This window comes from Enterococcus songbeiensis (assembly GCF_005405265.1).
In the GTDB taxonomy this organism is placed as follows: Bacteria; Bacillota; Bacilli; order Lactobacillales; family Enterococcaceae; genus Enterococcus_C; species Enterococcus_C songbeiensis.
The window spans coordinates 12,547-32,010 of sequence record NZ_BJDS01000002.1 but is presented as its reverse complement, the minus strand read 5'-3'; the positions used below and the strand labels follow the sequence as shown (position 1 = coordinate 32,010).

Sequence of the window (19,464 nt, the reverse complement as noted above, 5' to 3'; positions counted from 1 at the left end):
AATAGGGAGAGGGAAAAAATGAACTATCCATATTTTAAAGTCTCGGCTTCAGAAGAAACTAAAGAAATATTCAACAATTTTTACAACCAAAACAAAGGAGTTTTTGGTTCCAAGGCAAATATGTTTCGTGTTATGGTTTCAAATTTACCAGTGTTAGCTAGTCCATCAAATAATAAATTTAATGATCCTGAAAGCATTAAATTTGAACAAAAAATTTCAGAACTAGAATCAATGATAAGTAATGAAGTAATTGAAAAGCTGGATGCCATTGATCAAAAGTTATCGTATTCTCTGAAAAACAAATACAAAACGGAGGAGAAAAAAGATGTTTAAAGTTTACTTCCCGTTTCAGTAGCTCGTTAAAGGAATTCTTTTAGTGCTACTAGGATTGATTCTTTTTGGAAGTTATCTAACAATTAAAGCCAGATATTTTCCAGAAGAAAAGCCGATAAAAATTGTAACAAAAGATTTAAAAATAGGTGAAACTTATCAGGCAGATGGGGTTGAGTTAATTTTTAAAAAGGTTGAATTGACCGAAAAAAGAAATGAATTTGCACAGCATGATCGTGTATTACAAGTGACCTATACAATGAAAAATGATACAGAAAATCCTATACGTCCGCAACAATGGTCGATTGAAAATAAGAATGGTGAAGAACTTTATGAGTATGCTATGATATTGGATAATCCAGAGTATATTGAAAGTGGCAAATCAGAAACAATAAATTACTATTATGAATTACCGATTGAAAGGCAGGAATACCAAATCGTAGTACGTAGAGCGAATGGTTATTTTGTTAGATTACCCTTTACTTTGTAAGTCTTATTTTGTTAGTGGCTTTTAAGTTAATATCAATTTTGTGATTTTTGAAAATGAAAGTGAGGAAATTGGAAGAATGGCTGATGAAAATAAAGTTGTTCCGCTTGAAACATTAGTGATAAATATGGAAGAGTTTGAGCAACTTTTTCTTGATTTTTTTATTCAATATGACAGGATTTATGATTTTAGTTCGTCACTAGATTTATTTGAATTAGAAGCAGAAATAATAGAAAACAGTCGAGAGGAGAATGGTAAAATCATCATTTCAGTAGAAAAATTCAATGAATTATTCTCAGAAACATTTGAAATAGATACAGATTATTATCAACCACAAGAAGTTTTTCGATTGTTTAGAGATCAGATTATTGGTATTAGTCAAACTACAAAATGAAAGCTTAATAAAGCAAGCGTTGAAAGAATTATTCCTCAACGCTTGCTTTATTTGATGGGCGCTTCATAATAGAGGTATAGAGAAGAGAGGTGTTCAATTTGGATACTATTACTCCAACAAACTTCAAAAAAAATATAGGTAAAGTGTTGCAAGAAGTAGTTCATTCAAATTCTGAAATAGAAATTACTAGGGATTCTAAAAATGGATTGAACGATGGCGTCATTATGATTTCTAAGAGAAAGTGGGAGCTGCTACAAGAAGAACTTTATTTACAACGAACGGGTACATGGGCTTATGTATCTGATTTAATGAAAAATGAGAAGGAAGATGACTTTAAAGTAGTTTAGTATGAAGGTCGATTGATAAAACGATGTGGATTAATGCTAAATAATGAGTAATTTTTCAATAATACAAAAACTGTGTACAATATTATAAGTAGAGAAACGCTAGTGTCGAAAAAAGATATTTTTCGTGAAAAGTAATAGGGGCTAAAAAGAAAGTATACAATTTATTTATGTTTCTAAGCATATAAAAAAGAGCGTTGAAAGGAATATTTCTCCTTCAACGCTTCTTTTTTAGAAGATTTTAATGACCATATCAGCTTCATTTTCAGGTTTAGGTAATTCATGGAAGCTTGTGTTTATAGTGCTTAATTGATCAACTAACCATGTTTTACTTTTTGACTCGTAGACAAATCTAAAATTAATATCATTGTTCTCGTGTTGAAGAGGTGTCTCCAAATAATCTGGTGAATATTCATAGTCAACGTAACCTGCTAATACAAAAGAGAGTAATCCATTATTTAGTGTCAGATTTAATGGATGGTCGTAAGCTTTTATTTTTTTTAACGTCATATTGTACATATCTTCAGCCATAAAAGTTGAGTTCGTGATTTCATCTTGGGTCTCATTAAAAAAGTTATCCGAATAATCGCTTATTTTTGAAAAGTCTTTATTGGCACCAGACTCAAAAAATTGTTCAACTTTTTCAGTATAAAGTTGTGCTAACGCTCCTTTTTCAATATTAACTTTGATATTTTCATGTCTATCAATTTGTGTGCTGTTCAGTAAGGGAAGATCAGCTTTTAGTTTTATATCGTCTTGATTTCTTTCAATTTCAATTGGCAAAATCTTTTCAGTAGATTCAGTTTCTGATAAAGGAACATCTAGTTTTTTATCATGATAATAAGCTTCAAATCCATCTGGAACCGGAAAAAAATGTATTGGGTAATTCTTTTCTGAGGTTGTTGTACTAGTTTCCGTACTTGTGGAGCTTGTGTCAGAAGTGGTACACCCGCTTATAGTTCCGATTAGTAGAGCGCTGGTTAGAATGATTGCAAATTTCTTCAAAAAAATTCCTCCTTAAAAATTGAATATGGACTAATACTAGTCCCATTGTAGCACACCAAATCTTTAAGATTAATAAGAAAAAGGACTGATTTTAGTCCAAAAGGTGTGCTATTCTTGGAAGAGGAAAAAATTATTGATAAAGAAAATGTAATCGGTAGCAATATTAGACGAATCCGATTAGAAAAAGGAATTGGTCAAACCGAGCTGATTAAAGACCTACAGCTTCGTAAAATTGCTATAACTAGGGAAACGTTGGTTAAGATTGAAGGTGGCCGCCAACACATTAAGTTAGATCAATTGAAAGCCATCAAAGATATTCTACAGGTGTCTTATGAAGATTTGCTTCAATGACTACTTGTAGTCATTTCGTTTAAAATTATTATGTTACACCCTTATGTGTCATGAAGAAATACTGGTATAATAATGAATGGGATATGTAACGATAGGGTATACTTTCATGTTACATACCATATAATATGCGATTCAAAATTTATGTACTTTTAAGGGTGGATGAAAATGGTTTTTATCATAATGAATAGTCTGGTGCTCTTTGTTATTATGCAAATACTCGGAGTTCCTATTTCTAATTTAGCGCTGTTAAAGCAAAAATATGATACTTTTTCTTTTAGCGAGGACAAAACAACTTCAGGAATAAATATTATCTATAATATTTTTATTTCCAATATATATATTCTTTTGTTAAATGAAATGAATATTGCCAAACCCTATGTAAATAATTTGTATTTTGTTGTAATCGGATATCTATTAATCAGATATTTTGTGATTTTTTTTATTTTACAAAGAAAATCACTTTTGAACTTTAGATATGAATTTACCTTAGTGACCTTAACTTTATTAGGAACTTATATAGTCTTTGATAAATTTATTCGGTCTGGTATTTCAATAATAATCCCTATTGATGATTTTAAAAATGAAATAGTGCTTTTGCTAATTCTTTTTTTGTACGACATTTTCAAAAATAGTTTAGTTACAGTTTTTAAAGATAGAGATGTTACTTCACGAAGAGAAAAATACATAAGAAATAGTTATTCTTATTTTTTTGATAAGTACAATTCTTATATATTAAGCAACATTGATGAGGAATTCAAAATAGATAAAGAAATAACGAGAAAATTTATTCTCTTGGTTTATTCTTTTATCATATATGAAAATTTTAGTCGCCCTAAATTCTATAGGCTAGTAGAGTTTGTAGTATCAAAATTTTCTTCGGGAAGATATTCTACGGGAATAATGCAAGTACAATCGAAATATTCTTTAGATGATAAAGAAAGCATTGCTAAAGGAATAGATATTCTTAAAAATATGTTTATCGAAATAGAAAGCTACGAATATGAAGAATGTTGGGTAAAAGAGATAGCCAATACGTATAATCCGTCTAATAATGAGCAATACGCAAAAGAAATTATATATATATATATAGAACTCGATAAATTTTTACAGGTATTGGATTAACTCTAAAATATTTACAATAATATTTGACAAGTTCGATTAAATAAAAGTATTACTGAACAAGGACTAATTTTTGATTATGTTTCCGTAAAAATACCCTTGAAATGGGTTGCTAGGTGATATTTTTTCCTCATTAAAAGCACGCCACGCAGCTTGAATACGTTTTTGAAGCCGATTAGAATACCAATCAAGATGAATTGGAATCAATAAAGCGATTAGCTCTATTCAAAAATTGTTGAAATACCAACTATCTTCAACGATTGTCAATGAACTTAACTTCATGATTGAAACAGAATAACTTGATTCCCCAAATAACTTCTCTACCTGCTATTTTGGCTACGGTATTGGCTACGTTCCCGATGATAGTATCTACCGATATATACCGTCAGTCTATAGTAATTTGTTAAATCAAATATTTCTACAAAGCCTATTCCTTTCCTCTGATTCCCAAAAGAGTCATTGTAAGGGTCAGTAGGCTAACATAATATTATATCCAAGCTGGAAATACCTGTGAAACGGTATCTCCAGCTTTTTTACTTAACTTCAAAACCCCGCAGAAACTCACTTTCTCCTTACAAAAACCTTTCAATATTGTTACCGCAGTTTAGGTCTTAAGCCTGATTAGTTAAGAAGCATATTTGTTAATATAGTTATATATTCGAAAGGAGAGAGAGATGAAAACAATCGTAAAAGTAATCGTATCAGTCGGGATTTTTCTTTTGCTTCTATGCGGAGGAAGTTTGTTCTACACCAAAAATTCATCAGGAGAGATGGCTGCTCTTTTAGATCAATTAAATCCGCTTGTACCAGAGAGCGAAGTGTATGTTAAAACGCAGGATCCTGAATCGGTCAATGGATATGGAACAGCGGCTTATAAACAAACAGCTGCGGCTTCTGATGGCACAACGAGAACGTTGGAATTTAATGGGCTCCAAGTATTGAAGAAGGACCGGTATTTAAAATTGATCAATAAAGGTGCTCACGTGGAGACTTATGAAGAGATACCAGAAAAAGAGGTTCCTCAAAAAGCATTAGAAAAAATCAAGTAAAAAATGGTATTAGAGATTTCCTTTCACTCGGTCAAAAGAAGGATGTCTTTCATTTAAAGATATGGTATCTTTAGCATAATCAAAAGAAAAGAGGTTCACGAAATGAGTTGTTTGGGAAATATTATTTGGTTGATTTTTGGTGGCTTGGGAGGCGCAATCAGCTGGTTTTTGGCTGGATGTTTATGGTCGATCACGATTATTGGGATTCCCATAGGAAAGCAATGTTTTAAATTGGCTTCGATGTCCTTGGCGCCTTTTGGTAAAACAGTTGTTTATGAAGGAAATGGCGTTTCCTTTATTTTAAATATCATTTGGTTGTTGGTATCCGGCATTCCATTAGCTTTGGCTCATGTGGCGAGTGCAATTTTATTGGCAATCACAATTATCGGGATTCCCTTTGCAAGTCAGTCATTAAAAATGGCTCGCTTGGCGTTAATGCCATTTGGTGCAAGGATTGTTTCTGAATAAGGGTGAAAATTTAGTCCGGACCATGAAAAGTACGTTGCAAAATAGTAGAAATGGGAAAAAATTGTACACAGTCAAGCTAGTTTTGGCTGTGTTTTTTTGTAAAAAATGGTCTAGCAACAATTAAAATACAAATGTGATTTTATCACCGATAGTTTTTTTAAAATTAGCTATTCTTAAACCAAGAATAGTTTTTTTTTTGAAAAATTATAAAGACGGGGGAGGCATTATGGAGGACATGAAAGTGCGTCAAAAGGAAGTTAGTGAGAAACTGCCAGTATTAAAAGAAATCAATGAAGCGTTCTTGACACTTGTTTGGGAAAATGCTCTTTGCATCAATGTTCCTAAAGGCGGGAAAGTTATTTACCAAGAAGATTCCTGTCAAGTCGTTCCGTTTTTGATTCGAGGAAATATCCGGAAGTATAAGATTTCTAATGATGGCAAAGAGTTTACTTTGTTTCATATTGAACCGGGGGAATTTTGTTTTTTTAGTGCGGCCTGCAGTATGTATCAAAAGGATTTTCCGGTATTTTCCGAGATTGAAGAAGGAAGTCTGATCTTTTCGTTGCCTCGAGAAATATTTAAGAAATTACTGGCAGACGAAGCATGGCAAAAATATGTAAGTCAGATTTTTTCGAAAAAAATCTTTGAGCTCATGACAACTGTGAGTGAAGTAGTTTTTGATTCCATGCCGCAACGAATCGCCAAGTATTTGCTGCATAATAACAAAAAGAATTTCGTTCAGACAACTCACGAGCGGATTGCTCTTGAACTTGGTTCTGCACGGGAGGTAGTAACTCGTATTTTACGGGATTTTCAGAAAATAGGTGTTTTAGCATTATCTAGAGGTAAAATTCAGGTTATTGAAGTTACTGGTCTGGAAAGAATTGCCCAAGGGGAAAAGCTTTCTTTGCACTAATTAAAAAATTCATCTCACGCATGGAAACCCTTCAAGAGAGTTTCTATGCGTTTTTTTGACTAAACAGTTTCTTGTATCCCATTAGTTGATAAAAAATATCAAAAGTTAACAACCGCTCCATTGTACTACCGTAGAAAACAACGTAAAATTTACGTGAGGTGAGGGAAATGAAGATTAGTTTAGGTGCGGTGATTACAGAAAAACGAAAAGAAAAAAAGGTAACACAACAGGAATTGGCAGATTTTGTCGGGGTATCTAAGGCGGCCGTTTCAAAATGGGAAACTGGGCAAACGTATCCGGACATCACGTTACTACCGCTGTTGGCTGCGTATTTTGATGTGTCCATCGATTCTTTATTGGATTATGAACCGGAATTGAATCAACAGGAGATTCAACGGATTTATCTTTCTTTACAGAAATCTTTTCAAACCAAATCAGCAGAAGAAGTATTGCAGTCAATCGAAAGCTTCATTCATCGGTATTATTCCTGTTACCCGTTTCTTTTGCAGATGGGCAATTTATTGCTGAATCACTATGATCTGCTTCCTGGAGAAAATCCATTAGAAAAACAGCAGCGCTATATTCCGAAAGCCTTAGATTTATTTATTCGGGTTCGCAGTAATAGTAAAGAGGTTGCGGTGATGGATGAAGCAATGAAAATGCAGGCCTATTGTCTGTTGATTTTGAATCGTCCAGACGATGTGCTGGCGATTTTGGGAGAGTATGTTCCGCCGTATTTGCCGTCAGACAGCTTGATTGCCGGTGCTTTTCAATTAAAAGGAGCGACAGATCAAGCGTTGGCGACAACCCAAAGCGGTATTTTTCAGAATTTTTTTGTTTTGTTGAGTGGCTTGACGAATTATCTGCCTTTATTAGTAAAGGAGCCAATTCGTTTCACCGAAACCTACCAGCGAGGAGCAGGACTGATTGCTCTTTTTCAAGCCGAAAAAATAAATCCGGCGGCGTTGCTGAATTTTTATTTGTCGGGGGCAGTAGGGTATGCGCAAATTGGGGACAAAGCGGCGTTGTTTGCGATTTTGGAAAAAGTCTGTCAGCTGCTAGAAATAAATCCAGTATTACAATTTATGCCGGATGATTATTTTGATCGCATTCAAGAGTGGCTAAACACACAGGCATTGGCTGGACAAACGCCACGGGAAGCCAATACGGTCGTGGAGTCGGTGATTGCCTTTATTTTAACGAATCCATTATTGCTGCCTTATAGGGAAGAAGAAAAAATGCGTGAAATTTTTCAACGAATCGAAGAAGTGAAGGAGGAAAGAAAAAATGAACGGAAGTAAACTTTTTTTAGAAAATTTACCATTGTTGATTCCTGTCATCCTTTTAGAAGTAGGGTTGATGGTTACAGCTTTGCTTCATGTGTTGAAGCATCCAACCTATCGTTTTGGGAACAAAACCATGTGGATTTTGATTGTGGTTTTTCTACAAATCATTGGACCAGTCGTCTATTTTGTTTTTGGAAAAGGAGAAAATGAATGAATCTGCTGGAAATCAAAAATGTCGGGAAAAAATTTGGCGGTAAAACGGTGTTAGATGGTTTGAATTTGTCCGTTCCAGAAGGCAGTATTTTCGGATTTGTCGGAGAAAATGGTGCGGGAAAAACAACGACCATGAAATTGATTTTAGGCTTAGAAGAAGTAACAACTGGTGAAATCACCATCAATAAGGAACCGGTGATTTTTGGGCATACAAAAACAAATCATTATACTGGTTATTTACCGGATGTTCCGGAATTTTATGGGTATATGCGGGGACGGGAATATTTGCAGTTATGTGGTGAAATCACAGGAATACCAAAACAAAAACTTGCTACTAAAATGGAAGAAATGCTGGAATTGGTTGGACTGGCTGCGGAAAAAAAGTTTATTCGCAGCTATTCCCGTGGTATGAAGCAGCGGCTGGGTATCGCGCAAGCCCTATTGAATGAGCCGCGGCTATTGATTTGCGATGAGCCGACTTCGGCACTAGATCCCAGTGGGCGCCAAGAATTTCTTGCGTTGTTGGCTTCCTTAAGAGGCAAAGTGACGATCCTTTTCTCTACCCATATTTTAAGTGATGTCGAACGAATCTGTGATTATGTCGGCATTTTGCATCAAGGAAAATTAGCGGTCAGTTCCCCTTTAGCTACACTCAAGGAACTTCATGCGCATCGGCAAATCGAAATTCTTGTAGAAAAACAGCAGGATAAACTGATTGAGCTTTTGCAAACTTTACAGCAGCAGCACCTGATTCAATCTTTTTCTCAAAAAGAGGAAGCAGTTGTTGTCCGTTACGAAGGCTCTTACGAGGAATTATTGCCTCATCTATTTCGTGGATTTATGGAAAAGAAAATTACTCCAGAAATGTTGCGAAAGGTTGAACCTTCATTGGAACAAATCTTTTTGGAGGTCATCAAATGAAAAAGTGTTATTTCTTTACGAAAAAAGAATTATTGGAAAGCTGGCGTACTAAACGAGTTCTGTTGCTTGTTATTATTTTTCTGATATTCGGCTTGATGAATCCTTTGCTGGCAAAGCTCACACCTGAAATCATGAAATCCGCCTTTGGCTCAACGCTAGTTACGATCCCCGAGCCTACCTCGTTGGATTCATGGACACAATTTTATAAAAATATTACACAGATGGGTATTTATTTGGTGGCGGTTCTTTTCAGCGGCAGTGTCAGTCGAGAGGTTGCCAGTGGTAGTTTGGTGAATTTGGTGACGAAGGGATTGGATCGCTGGCAAATCATTCTTAGCAAATATCTGGTGATGCTTGTGCAATGGATTGGTGCCCTTTTGTTATGTTTTAGCGTTACAGCCGGATATACCCACTATTATTTTCCAGATAATCAAAGCCCGCATATTTTCGCAGGTTTCTTCCCGTTGTTGCTTTTTGGTTGTTTTTTTGTTGCGGTGATTTTATTCGGTTCGACCCTTGCAAAATCCAGCTATGAAGGCTTGTTGTTTACGATTATCGTTACCGCTTTGCTGTATCTCTTACAGCTTTTTGACCGCTTCAAAGCCTACAATCCAATTTCTTTGATCAGTGAGAATATGGCGTGGCTCAAGGGGGACACACTTAACGATTTTTGTGGTAGCATGATACTTAGTGTTTTGTTTGCCGGCATGTTTTTAAGCCTGTCTATTCTAGTTTTTAATCGCAAAAAATTATGAAAAGAAACGCTGTTTGCTGCAAAGCAAGCCGCGTTTTTTTGTGGCGACTTTCTGCTCAATTCTTGCCAATATGGTACAATAAACTTTTAACATTGCTAATTTATGCGTAATCAGTTTGAAAAAAATTTTAACACAAAAGGAGAAAACGGATGACTTTTCAAATTTCGGCAACGCTCCCTGTCTTTCCCGCAAAAGATTTTAAAGCTACAGTCCAATTTTTTAGAAATCTCGGCTTTAAGAATCAGTATGAAGAAAAACGATCTGGCGGGTATGCAGTCTTACAGTACCATGAATTGGTCTTTCATTTGTTTGCCTATAAAAAATTACCCGTTCCTACACCAACGAATATATTATTAGTGATGGTGGAAAATGTGGATGCTTTGCACGATGCGCTGCAGGCGAATTTCAAAGAAAATACGGGGAAAAAGTTAAGCCGCTCGGGTCTTCCAAAAATGAGTTTGCCACGAGACCTTAATTCGGATCGTCGTTTTACTCTGACAGATCCTAATGGCAATTATTTTATTTTTGCCCAGAGTTATGAGAAAAAAACAGCTGATGGAATGACGCGACTGGAAAAACTATACAGAGAAAGCAATACCTTGGCTTATTCTCACGAAAGTCCGCAAGAAGCAATTAAGATGATGACACGAGGATTAGAAAGAAGCAATCTGGCTGAAGAGAACGACTGGGTGATTTTTCAAGCCTACGTTTTGCTGGCGGACATGTACGCGTTAGAGGAAAATTTTCAAGAATCTCATGCTTACCTGCAAAAGGCGACAGAGCAGGCAGCAACACTTTCTACATTTGATGAAGCAAGTGACAGTTATCAGTACTACCAAAAATTGCTAAAAAATGCAGAAGAGCAATGAGTTTATCGGACCAAAGGAAAGGTGTATAATTTAACTAGAAAGTAAAGAAAGTAGGCAGATAAATGATTATTCCAAAAAATTTAGAAGAACTAGCAGGATATGTAGAAAAAGGGCAAAACGTCTTTTTCTTTACCGCTGGATGGTGTGGAGATTGTAATTTTATTAAACCTTATATGCCGGAAATCGAACAAGACTTTCCGGATTGGCAATTTATTGAAATCGATCGGGATCAATTCATCGATGTAGCGGCAGAATGGAATATCTTTGGCATTCCAAGTTTTGTCGTGATTAAAGATGGCAAAGAAGTTGGTCGTTTAGTAAATAAAGATCGTAAGACAAAAGCAGAAATCGAAACTTTTTTGAACAGTCTTCAAGCATAACCGGTATTTCTTGAAAAATGTTTATCAGAATGAGGAGGGAATTGAAATGGAAACACAAGCGTATAAGAATATTTTAGTGGGGATCGACGGCTCGGAACAGGCAAAAGAGGCATTTCGGAAAGCGATCGAGGTGGCTCGCCGAAACGAGGGCAAGGTATATGTTGCAAACGTTATCGATCAACAGCTTTATACGATGATGGGTTATAGTTCTCTCAATCAAAATATTATCGATCAAGAAACAGAAGCAGCAAAAGAAATGATCGAAGAATACAAGGCATACGGTGCATCGGTTCATTTCAAAAATATCGAAGGTATTATTGCCTATGGGTCTGCAAAAGAAGCAATGGCAAAGCAGCTGCCGGAAAAATATCAAATCGATTTAGTCATGATGGGGCAATCTGGACTGAACGCAGTTGAACGATTTATGACAGGTAGTGTAGCAAGCCATGTCATTCGTGAAGCGCCCTGCGATGTGCTGGTGATAACAAACGAAAAAGAATAAAAAAGACTTCATTGAATAAGAATTTGAATTTACTCATGCCTTTCTAAGAAGCTGCTGGAAATTTTCATGACGAGTAGTGAAAAGTTTGTTATGATAAGCAGAGAAAATTTTAGGAGGAACAACACGTGATTTTTGCATACAATAAAGAACATGTGGGAGATACTTTGTTGGTGATCACTGAAAACGATCATGGCTTGGAGCAAACAGTGACTCGTAAACTGAATGTTGCCCGCATCCAAACCACTGATGGGACAATCATCGGCTGGAATTTCTTTCATATTTCCAATCATTTAACGATCGACGGCAAGGGACAAGTCGAATTGACAGAAGAACAAGTGGCTCGCTTGAATGAATTGATTAATGAAGCAGGTTTTGCTGAAACCTTAATTTATGATTCAGAACCAAAATTTGTTGTAGGTTATGTGAAAACCTGTGAAAAACACCCAGACAGTGACCATTTGTCAATTACAGAAACTCAAATTGATGGCGGAAAAACCTTACAAATTGTTTGCGGTGCGCCAAATATCAAAGCGGGGTTGAAAGTTGTAGTTGCTAAGCCAGGTGCAATGATGCCAGACGGGTTGTTGATTTGGCCCGGTACGTTACGGGGAGTTGAAAGCTACGGAATGATCTGTTCCGCACGGGAATTGCACTTACCTAATGCGCCAGAAAAAAAGGGCATCTTAGAATTACCAGAAGATGCTGTTGTAGGTGAAGTTTTTCCAGTAACCAAATAAAAAAAGTTGCGGGCTAACCGCAACTTTTTTATTTGGTATTAATTGTTTCCTTCACTCTGAGAATTTTGTAACGTTGTTTGATCGATGGAAAGTTCGACATCTACGGTTTGTTTTTTGGATTCTCGATAGAAGGTAATTTTTACAGAATCTCCCACTTTTTTCTTGTATAGTGCAGATTGCAATTCTGTTGTTGAAGTCACTTCTTTACCATCAATTTCTGTGATTACATCGTATTGTTTCAAGCCGGCTTTTTCAGCAGGTGTTGCATTTACAACAGAGAGAACGACGACACCATTAGTCAATGAATTAGGAACTTTCAAGATTTGTTCTTGTTGTCCAGAAGAAATCGTTGAAAGGTCGCGCATCGTGATTCCTAGAGCGGGACGAGTTACTTTTCCGTCTTTTTCTAATTGATTGATGATTGTTACTACATCGTTACTTGGAATCGCAAAGCCCATTCCTTCCACACTGACATCAGAAGAAGAGCTGGCAGTGCTGGCGATTTTACTGGAGTTGATCCCGATAACTTGTCCTTCAACATTTACCAGAGGACCACCGGAATTTCCTGGGTTGATTGCCGCATCTGTTTGAATGGCATTGATATTGACTGTTTGTCCAGATTCGGTCGTGTTGGTTACTTGACGATTCATTGACGAAACAATACCGGAAGTCACAGAGTTTGCGTATTGGGAACCTAATGGTGAGCCAATTGCAATCGCAGGTTCGCCGACCTTCAGTTCGCTGGAATCACCAAATGTTGCGACTGTATCAACTTTGTCAGAAGCGATTTTTAAAACCGCCAAGTCTGTGTAAGCGTCGGTACCGACTAATTCAGCTGTTACTTTTGTGCCATCCTTTAAAACGACTTCCAATCCATCTTGTCCCTCTACTACGTGATTGTTCGTCACGACATAAGCATTTTTACCATCTTTTTTATAAATTACTCCACTGCCTTCACTGGTTTCTTCCAAATCTCCAGAAGAGTTGGAGTCAGAAGATTCTTCGGTTCCTTCTTCTTGTCCGAACATTCCGCCCCATGGACTCAATTCAGAGCTTTGGGATTGTTTTTGCAGATTAATTACGGAAACCACCGCATCTTGTACTTTATCCACGGCAGAAGTAATGTCGCTGTCCACATTGACCTTCACGTTGCTGACTACTGTTTCGCCGGCATTATTTGTTGTCCCAGAACTATTGGTGGGATTGCTTCCCGAACCGTTAAGTAGGTAAAAAGCACCAACGATAATCAAAGACCCGACGACACCACCTAACACACCAACGGCAAACCGTTTTAGAAAACCGCCGGAAGTTTTTTTGGATTCAGGATTTACTTCTTTTCTTTGCATCTGTATTCCTCCTAAGAAATTATTCTTATTAATAGTATAGTATCTATTGCTGATTTTAGTCTAATGAAAGAATTTGAAAAAATTATGAAAAAGGTTCGATGAAAAAAGTGTAAAAATGAGGAGATATTTTCCACAAATCATGTGGAAAAGGCTAAAATAAGTAAGAGGATAAGTTCACTAGTTTTATCCACAGGTCTGTGGATAAAGGGGATAAATCTAACCGAAACATACGTTTGCTTTAGAAATACTTAAATAATAGGCTTTTTTATGGTTGTTTCTGTGGATAAACCTGTGACTAATGTGCATAACTTTGTGTGTATCTCAAAGAATAACAAGGCTCGATAAAAAATAAGGAGTAGATTATGAACATAAAAATTATTTCTGTTGGAAAATTGAAGGAAAAATATTTGGTACAAGGAATTGCCGAGTACGTCAAACGCTTGGGCGCCTATGCCAAAATCGAATTGGTAGAAGTCGCCGACGAAAAAGCTCCGGAAAATCTCAGTGAGGCAGAGATGCAGCAGGTCAAAGAAAAAGAAGGGGAACGAATTTTGGCAAAAATTAAAGACACTGAATATGTCTATGCCCTTGCTATTAATGGCAAGAACCCCTCCAGTGAAGCCTTTGCCAAACAAATCGATCAGCTGGGGATTCAGGGGAAAAGCCATTTAACTTTTGTCATCGGCGGCTCCCTTGGTCTGGCAGACAGTGTGTTGACCCGCTGTGATACTCAAATCTCTTTTGGAAAGATGACCTATCCCCATCAATTGATGCGTTTGATTTTGGTGGAACAAATTTATCGCGCATTTCGGATAAATCGGGGAGAACCGTATCATAAGTGATGCGGTTTTTTAAAGTTTGGAGGAATATCGTCTGTAAAAGTGATGTGTGCAATCATATCATATGAATTCTATTTTTTTATTTAGAAAAGCATTATCTAAACGCGAAGTTGAGTTGGATACCTCAAGATGAATGATTAGCGATTTAACAGATTCTTTAGATGTTTCGAATTTAGTGGCAAGTTGTTTTAGTTTCTTTTGTGTAAAAGTCTCATTGATTGCTGACATTTCTGCATGGATTTAAGGGATTTCTTCGTTGTGATGCCTACAGCGCTTATGGAACGTTAGAAAATGTGACATTAGTTAACTGTTGGGCACACTTGCGAAGAAAGTTCGTTGAGGTAAAAGGAACAAATCTCAAACTTTCTAAGGCAGAGCAAGGTATGAAATTCTGTGATGCTCTTTTCAGCATCGAACGAGAAATTCAGCAGCTTTCACCAGAAGAGAAGTACCAAGTTAGAAACGTGAAATCAAAATCAATTTTAGATAGATTTTGGCAATAGATCAGCTCCTTTCACGTACTTGGCGGTTCTAAGTTAGGAAAAGCCGTCGGCTATGCTATCAACAACCGAACCGGTTTGATGAATTTCTTACTTGAGGGTCATTGTGCAGTTTCAAATAATCTTGCGGAACTCAGTATTCGCCCAACAACCGTTGGTAGAATGAACTAGAACTTTTCAGCAAGCACGTGCGGTGCGACTACGAATGGCATTGTGTATAGTTCGATCGACATAGCTAAAGCAAACGGAATTAATCCCACGAAATATTTTGAATTTCTATTTGAATACTTTCCCGACTTGTCGTATCTATCATTCCTTGAGAAATATTTACCTGCACAGATCAAGTTTAGCTCACTTGTAAATAAAATAGGCAACCACCACTACATCGATTGTAGACCGACGATTGCCTATTTGTCATGTACTCGTTTTACTTTCCGCTTATCACATAGATAAGGCAAATGATAAAATCGTATAGCTTTTCAATAATTTTTTTTAAAAATAGTTGACAAAGATATCGGGTTAACTTAATATTAAACCGTTAACAAAAAGGGTTAACCTAAAAAGGAGAGATGTATATGTTTAAATCAGATGGTATATTAATAAAAAATTTAGAGAGGATCAATGCAAAACTGGATAGTTTTACTTCATTAAAAATCTTAACTTCAGGTTTAACGATGATTTTACCAGTCATAATTGTGGGTGCTTTTTCATCGCTATTTGCAAATTTTCCAATTGAAAGTTATCAAGAATTTATTTCTAATCATGGTATTAAGACAATTTTTGCTTTAGGTGGGCAATTTTCGACAAGTATCATTTCGCTAATAGCTGTTATCAGTATAACGTATACCTATGTTCATAAATATGAAGTGAATTCAATTATTCCAAGTATTATTTCTGTAATTGCATTTTTGATTATTACACCATTGGTTATCGTAGATGATGCTTCATATATCGGTTTTGAATGGTTAGGAAGTGCAGGCTTTTTTGTTGCTATCCTTACTGCATTTGCTGTAGGAAGTATATATACGAAAATGATCAAAAATAATTGGATTCTCAAAATGCCAGAGGCTGTACCGACTATGGTTAGCCAATCATTTGCAGGATTATTTCCCTCAGCTATAATCATTTTTTTAGCAATGGTTATTCGTTTCTTATTCTCACTAACATCTTTTGGAAGTATTCATCAAGTGGTCTTCACGATTATTCAAACGCCAGTTACTAATCTTGGAAATTCCTTATGGGCTTTACTATTAATTACGCTGCTTTCTCGTCTCTTATGGATGATTGGTATTCATGGTATGTTAGTATTAATGCCCATTTTATTGACGGTTTTCATGCCATTAGACTTACAAAATTTAGAGGCATTTAACAATGGCGATCCCTTACCTAACATTGTCGGTTTAGCTTTTTGGATTCTTTGTACTTCAATTGGTGGCGGTGGGGCAACGTTAGGATTAAATATTCTGATGGCTTTTAGATCAAAGAGTGAACAATATAAAACACTTGGAAAACTTTCTCTTCCTTCAGGTATCTTTGGCATTAATGAACCTCTGATTTTTGGAATTCCGATTGTTTTCAATGCAATGTACGCACTTCCTTATATTTTTGCACCATTGATTAATCTTGTAATTGGGTATTTTGTTATTCAGTCCGGCTTAGTACCAGCTCCTTCTGGGGCTTCGATTTTAGGTATGCCAATTCCAATATTTTTTGTTGGTTTATTGCAAGGAAGTTGGAAATTAGGGGTTCTACAAATATTCTTTTTATTAATCGATACAGTGATTTATTATCCATTTTTCAAAGCTGCAGATGATGGACTGTATAAAAAAGAGATTGTAAATGAAAAATAGTAGTTCACGTTCTTTGATAATTAGTGCTGATGACTTTGGTTTGGTTCCCAGTGTAACTAAAGGTATCCTTTATGGGATATCTAAAGGATGTATTACGGAAACAAATTTTATAGCTACATCGCCTTACTGCCAAGAAGCAGCATTACTTGCAAAACAAAATCAGTTAAATAATATGGGAATTCATTTAAATTTGGAAATCGGATACTCATGCTATGATGGTAGAGATTTATCGAAAAAAAATTTAGAGGTAGGAACTCCTGAATTCTATACATGGGTAGAAAAAGAGTTTTTTTCCCAGTGTGAATTTCTAATAGCTCAAGACATAGCATTAACACATTTGACTTACCATAAGAATATAATCATCGATCAACGTATGTGTGAGATAATTGCTAAATTAGCCATGTTTTATAATATTCCAGTACGTAGGTTATCTAATGAAAGGCTCAACGATTATCTATTAGATTACGGGATAAAAATGCCTGAAAAAAGAATCGTAAACCCATTGGGAGTGAAGTATTCTCTGAGGTATTTACAAGAAGAGCTGAGAGAAGCTGCCCAATGCCGTCTAGTTGAAGTTATTTGCCATCCAGGGTACATGTCACAGGTGCTTAGACAAATGTCTTCACTAAACGAAAGCAGACCTACTGAGTTAAAGCTATTTACAGATTTCAAAACTACTTGTATGATAAGAGAGGAAGGATATAGTTTAACAGATTATTCAATTTTTGGAGATATGTAGATATGGTTCAAGTAAACAAGGCAAAAAATATTTATGAAGATCTTAAACGAAGGATTCTAATGGGTGAATTTGATAAATATCAAATATTACCCGTAGAAAAAAGTTTAGAAGCTAAATATAAAGTTTCTCGTAATACGATTCGCAAAGCTATCAGGCAATTAAATAGTGAAGGATTAGTTTATAGTAAACTTGGAAGTGCTAATATCGTGTTGCAACGTGTCTCTGTCAAAGATTTGCTAATTGACTCTGGAAATATGGATCGGTCATCCGTTATTCAAACAGATTTAATTGAAACAAAAGTTCTATCTTTAGAAAAGGTCAAAGTCAATGATTCTCTTGCTTCACGAACGATGTTTCCTGCGGGAGCTATTTGTTACCATGTTATTCGATTAAGGATTATAAATGGTAGTCCAGGAATGATAGATGACAGTTTTTTTCTGTCTGATATAGTTCCTAACCTATCTAAAGAAATTGCTGAACAATCGATATATCGTTATATTCAGTCTGTCCCAAATCAAAAGATTATTGGCTCTAGACTTGTTGATAGAATCATCCTAGCTACGGATTTTGATAAGACTCATTTGCAGCTCAAAAAGGAGAATTGTGTAGGATTAACACAAAACTGGTCTTATTTGGATGACGGAAAAATTTTTGAGTATACAGAAATTCATTTTTCGCCTGAACATTATGTTCGAACGAGATTTGTTGCACAAAAAATCTAAGGAAGCCAGTTTCATAATTCAAAGAAATACTAAAGCTAGCTGTTTAATTTACTGTATTTTATGAAAGATAAAATGAAAAACGTATAATACTGATGAGAATCATTGACATATCAATGTTGATAATTGTGATATTGGTTTAATTATGTCTTAGAAATATTATTATTAATAACGAATATCATATGTATTAAGCTGATAAGGTTCGATGGTTGAGTCCATTGGCCTTTTTTTTTGCGTATTGAATTAACTGAATATGCAAAAAAAAAGAACACTAGAATTACTGATTGGTCTATTTTTAAGGATTTTCTTACTGATTATCGATAAACTGGTCATGCCCCCACTACCACCTCAGAGTACGCGAATTAATTTTAAAAGTTGATGAATTTAAGGTACGACAACATTCAACGATTATCACAACTAATATCGCATCTCTGTTTTGGGGGGATTGTTCAATAGTGACACAGCAACAGCGTAATACTAGATTAATTTATCCTGCATTCAAAGGTATTTCGAATAATTGGTATTTTTATTCCCCCGAAAAATAACGTTTTTAAACCCCATTGACAGTATGTGTATGATAGTTATACTTACACAAGCGGCTTTCCAGCGTGATATGCGACAACTCCTCCTTTAGTGAAGGCGCGTCTACTAGTGGAATGATCAAAGGCTCGTCCATCTGTCAGATGAAGAGTTTGTTCAACTTCTAATATCGGTGTAGAGTTATTGATATTTAAGTATTCTATATCTGTTAAATTTGGCTCATCTGCTCGAATAATTTTGTAAGCGTTACCTATTTCTAATTTCAATTTGTCTTGAATGTACTGATACACAGAACCTTTGAGAATTTCCTCGTCTAAACTGGCAATGATTTTTACTGGCATTTGTGTATGTTCTAACAGCCATGGTTCGTCATCTACAATCCGTAGTCTAACGAAATCATATATAGGTTCATTACTTTCAATTTCCAGGTTAGCTTGGTCTTCAGAATTTGGTAAGTGGATATCAAAGGAGATGATCCGAGTTGTAACTTTGCTACCACGTAATAGTGCCGTTGTACCAGAATATTCGTTTATACTTAAATCATATTTAGATAATGGCTTGACTTTCTTTTTTACAGTCGTTCCAGAACCCTGCCTACTAAATATTAATCCTTCTGTTGCTAAAATTTTGAGAGCTTTTTGGATAGTTACCCGACTTGTCTCGTATTTTTTTGCCAGCGTATTTTGATCGGGTAGGGTTTCTCCGTATTTAAACACTCCACTTTCAATATCCTCTTTAATTAAACCCGCAATTTCTAAATATTTCGCCATTTTTTTTCACCTCAATAAGATATTAACACATAGCT

General features: G+C 35.7%; 24 protein-coding genes and 1 pseudogene. 22 read left to right on the top strand and 3 right to left on the bottom strand.

Going from position 1 to position 19,464, the window contains the following annotated elements; translation table 11 throughout:
* Positions 1-18 precede the first annotated feature (18 nt).
* The 4 genes from FFM66_RS00790 (at position 19) to FFM66_RS00775 (ending at position 1,558) form a co-directional block, all read left to right on the top strand.
* The gene (locus FFM66_RS00790; RefSeq protein ID WP_137604750.1) at positions 19-333 is read left to right on the top strand and encodes a hypothetical protein; all 315 of its coding nucleotides are present in this window, start codon (positions 19-21) and stop codon (positions 331-333) included.
* Positions 334-376: 43 nt separating this feature from the next.
* Positions 377-820 (top strand): hypothetical protein, encoded by a 444-nt coding sequence (locus FFM66_RS11425; protein WP_246038407.1) that lies wholly within the window; start codon positions 377-379, stop codon positions 818-820.
* 76 nt (positions 821-896) lie between these two features.
* Positions 897-1,211, top strand: a complete 315-nt coding sequence (locus FFM66_RS00780; RefSeq protein WP_246038406.1) for a hypothetical protein — start codon at positions 897-899, stop codon at positions 1,209-1,211.
* A 98-nt stretch (positions 1,212-1,309) separates the two neighbouring features.
* A complete protein-coding gene (locus tag FFM66_RS00775) occupies positions 1,310-1,558 on the top strand; it encodes a type II toxin-antitoxin system Phd/YefM family antitoxin (RefSeq protein WP_002322861.1) in 249 nt (82 codons plus the stop codon).
* Positions 1,559-1,786: 228 nt separating this feature from the next.
* Here the strand turns inward: FFM66_RS00775 and FFM66_RS00770 are convergent, their stop codons facing one another.
* Positions 1,787-2,560 carry a YvbJ-related protein gene (locus FFM66_RS00770; protein WP_137604748.1) on the bottom strand — a complete coding sequence of 258 codons (774 nt, stop codon included), beginning with the start codon at positions 2,558-2,560 and terminating at the stop codon, positions 1,787-1,789.
* A 105-nt stretch (positions 2,561-2,665) separates the two neighbouring features.
* Here FFM66_RS00770 and FFM66_RS00765 point away from each other — a divergent pair, with 105 nt between their 5' ends.
* The 13 genes from FFM66_RS00765 (at position 2,666) to ytpR (ending at position 12,126) form a co-directional block, all read left to right on the top strand.
* On the top strand, positions 2,666-2,911 hold the full coding sequence (locus FFM66_RS00765) for a helix-turn-helix domain-containing protein (RefSeq protein WP_137604747.1): 246 nt from the start codon (positions 2,666-2,668) through the stop codon (positions 2,909-2,911).
* 165 nt (positions 2,912-3,076) lie between these two features.
* Positions 3,077-4,033, top strand: a complete 957-nt coding sequence (locus tag FFM66_RS00760) for a hypothetical protein (protein ID WP_137604746.1) — start codon at positions 3,077-3,079, stop codon at positions 4,031-4,033.
* A 671-nt stretch (positions 4,034-4,704) separates the two neighbouring features.
* Positions 4,705-5,079 carry a YxeA family protein gene (locus tag FFM66_RS00755; RefSeq protein WP_048604335.1) on the top strand — a complete coding sequence of 125 codons (375 nt, stop codon included), beginning with the start codon at positions 4,705-4,707 and terminating at the stop codon, positions 5,077-5,079.
* 102 nt (positions 5,080-5,181) lie between these two features.
* Positions 5,182-5,547 (top strand): YccF domain-containing protein, encoded by a 366-nt coding sequence (locus FFM66_RS00750; protein ID WP_048604334.1) that lies wholly within the window; start codon positions 5,182-5,184, stop codon positions 5,545-5,547.
* 226 nt (positions 5,548-5,773) lie between these two features.
* The gene (locus FFM66_RS00745) at positions 5,774-6,463 is read left to right on the top strand and encodes a Crp/Fnr family transcriptional regulator (RefSeq protein WP_048604333.1); all 690 of its coding nucleotides are present in this window, start codon (positions 5,774-5,776) and stop codon (positions 6,461-6,463) included.
* A gap of 167 nt (positions 6,464-6,630) precedes the next feature.
* Positions 6,631-7,764: a helix-turn-helix domain-containing protein gene (locus FFM66_RS00740; protein WP_137604745.1), complete on the top strand. Its 1,134-nt coding sequence runs from the start codon at positions 6,631-6,633 to the stop codon at positions 7,762-7,764.
* Entirely contained in the window at positions 7,751-7,963 is a 213-nt protein-coding gene (locus FFM66_RS00735) for a PLD nuclease N-terminal domain-containing protein (RefSeq protein WP_048604331.1), read from the top strand. The genes FFM66_RS00740 and FFM66_RS00735 overlap by 14 nt, the downstream gene beginning before the upstream one ends.
* Entirely contained in the window at positions 7,960-8,883 is a 924-nt protein-coding gene (locus tag FFM66_RS00730; protein WP_137604744.1) for an ABC transporter ATP-binding protein, read from the top strand. Before FFM66_RS00735 ends, FFM66_RS00730 begins: the two co-directional genes overlap by 4 nt.
* A complete protein-coding gene (locus FFM66_RS00725; protein WP_137604743.1) occupies positions 8,880-9,638 on the top strand; it encodes an ABC transporter permease in 759 nt (252 codons plus the stop codon). The genes FFM66_RS00730 and FFM66_RS00725 overlap by 4 nt, the downstream gene beginning before the upstream one ends.
* A gap of 149 nt (positions 9,639-9,787) precedes the next feature.
* Positions 9,788-10,507 (top strand): DUF8817 family protein, encoded by a 720-nt coding sequence (locus tag FFM66_RS00720; protein ID WP_212741312.1) that lies wholly within the window; start codon positions 9,788-9,790, stop codon positions 10,505-10,507.
* Positions 10,508-10,569: 62 nt separating this feature from the next.
* The gene (locus FFM66_RS00715; RefSeq protein WP_137604742.1) at positions 10,570-10,887 is read left to right on the top strand and encodes a thioredoxin family protein; all 318 of its coding nucleotides are present in this window, start codon (positions 10,570-10,572) and stop codon (positions 10,885-10,887) included.
* Between the two features lie 46 nt (positions 10,888-10,933).
* Positions 10,934-11,389: a universal stress protein gene (locus tag FFM66_RS00710; protein WP_137604741.1), complete on the top strand. Its 456-nt coding sequence runs from the start codon at positions 10,934-10,936 to the stop codon at positions 11,387-11,389.
* A 125-nt stretch (positions 11,390-11,514) separates the two neighbouring features.
* Positions 11,515-12,126, top strand: coding sequence for a YtpR family tRNA-binding protein (gene ytpR, locus FFM66_RS00705; RefSeq protein ID WP_137604740.1), 612 nt, complete (start codon positions 11,515-11,517; stop codon positions 12,124-12,126).
* A gap of 38 nt (positions 12,127-12,164) precedes the next feature.
* Here the strand turns inward: ytpR and FFM66_RS00700 are convergent, their stop codons facing one another.
* Positions 12,165-13,472 (bottom strand): S1C family serine protease, encoded by a 1,308-nt coding sequence (locus tag FFM66_RS00700; RefSeq protein ID WP_048604324.1) that lies wholly within the window; start codon positions 13,470-13,472, stop codon positions 12,165-12,167.
* 362 nt (positions 13,473-13,834) lie between these two features.
* On the opposite strand from FFM66_RS00700, the gene rlmH reads away from it, so the two are divergent.
* The 5 genes and pseudogenes from rlmH (at position 13,835) to FFM66_RS00670 (ending at position 18,122) form a co-directional block, all read left to right on the top strand.
* Complete coding sequence (gene rlmH, locus FFM66_RS00695) at positions 13,835-14,314, top strand: 23S rRNA (pseudouridine(1915)-N(3))-methyltransferase RlmH (RefSeq protein WP_048604323.1); 480 nt, start codon at positions 13,835-13,837, stop codon at positions 14,312-14,314.
* A 215-nt stretch (positions 14,315-14,529) separates the two neighbouring features.
* Positions 14,530-14,982 (top strand): annotated as a pseudogene (locus tag FFM66_RS11515) (IS66 family transposase).
* A 404-nt stretch (positions 14,983-15,386) separates the two neighbouring features.
* Positions 15,387-16,661, top strand: coding sequence for a PTS sugar transporter subunit IIC (locus tag FFM66_RS00680; RefSeq protein WP_171000769.1), 1,275 nt, complete (start codon positions 15,387-15,389; stop codon positions 16,659-16,661).
* Entirely contained in the window at positions 16,651-17,400 is a 750-nt protein-coding gene (locus FFM66_RS00675; protein WP_137604737.1) for a ChbG/HpnK family deacetylase, read from the top strand. Before FFM66_RS00680 ends, FFM66_RS00675 begins: the two co-directional genes overlap by 11 nt.
* A gap of 2 nt (positions 17,401-17,402) precedes the next feature.
* Entirely contained in the window at positions 17,403-18,122 is a 720-nt protein-coding gene (locus FFM66_RS00670; protein WP_137604736.1) for a GntR family transcriptional regulator, read from the top strand.
* Positions 18,123-18,706: 584 nt separating this feature from the next.
* Here FFM66_RS00670 and FFM66_RS00665 read toward each other — a convergent pair.
* The gene (locus FFM66_RS00665) at positions 18,707-19,429 is read right to left on the bottom strand and encodes a GntR family transcriptional regulator (protein ID WP_137604735.1); all 723 of its coding nucleotides are present in this window, start codon (positions 19,427-19,429) and stop codon (positions 18,707-18,709) included.
* Between the last annotated feature and the right edge of the window lie 35 nt (positions 19,430-19,464).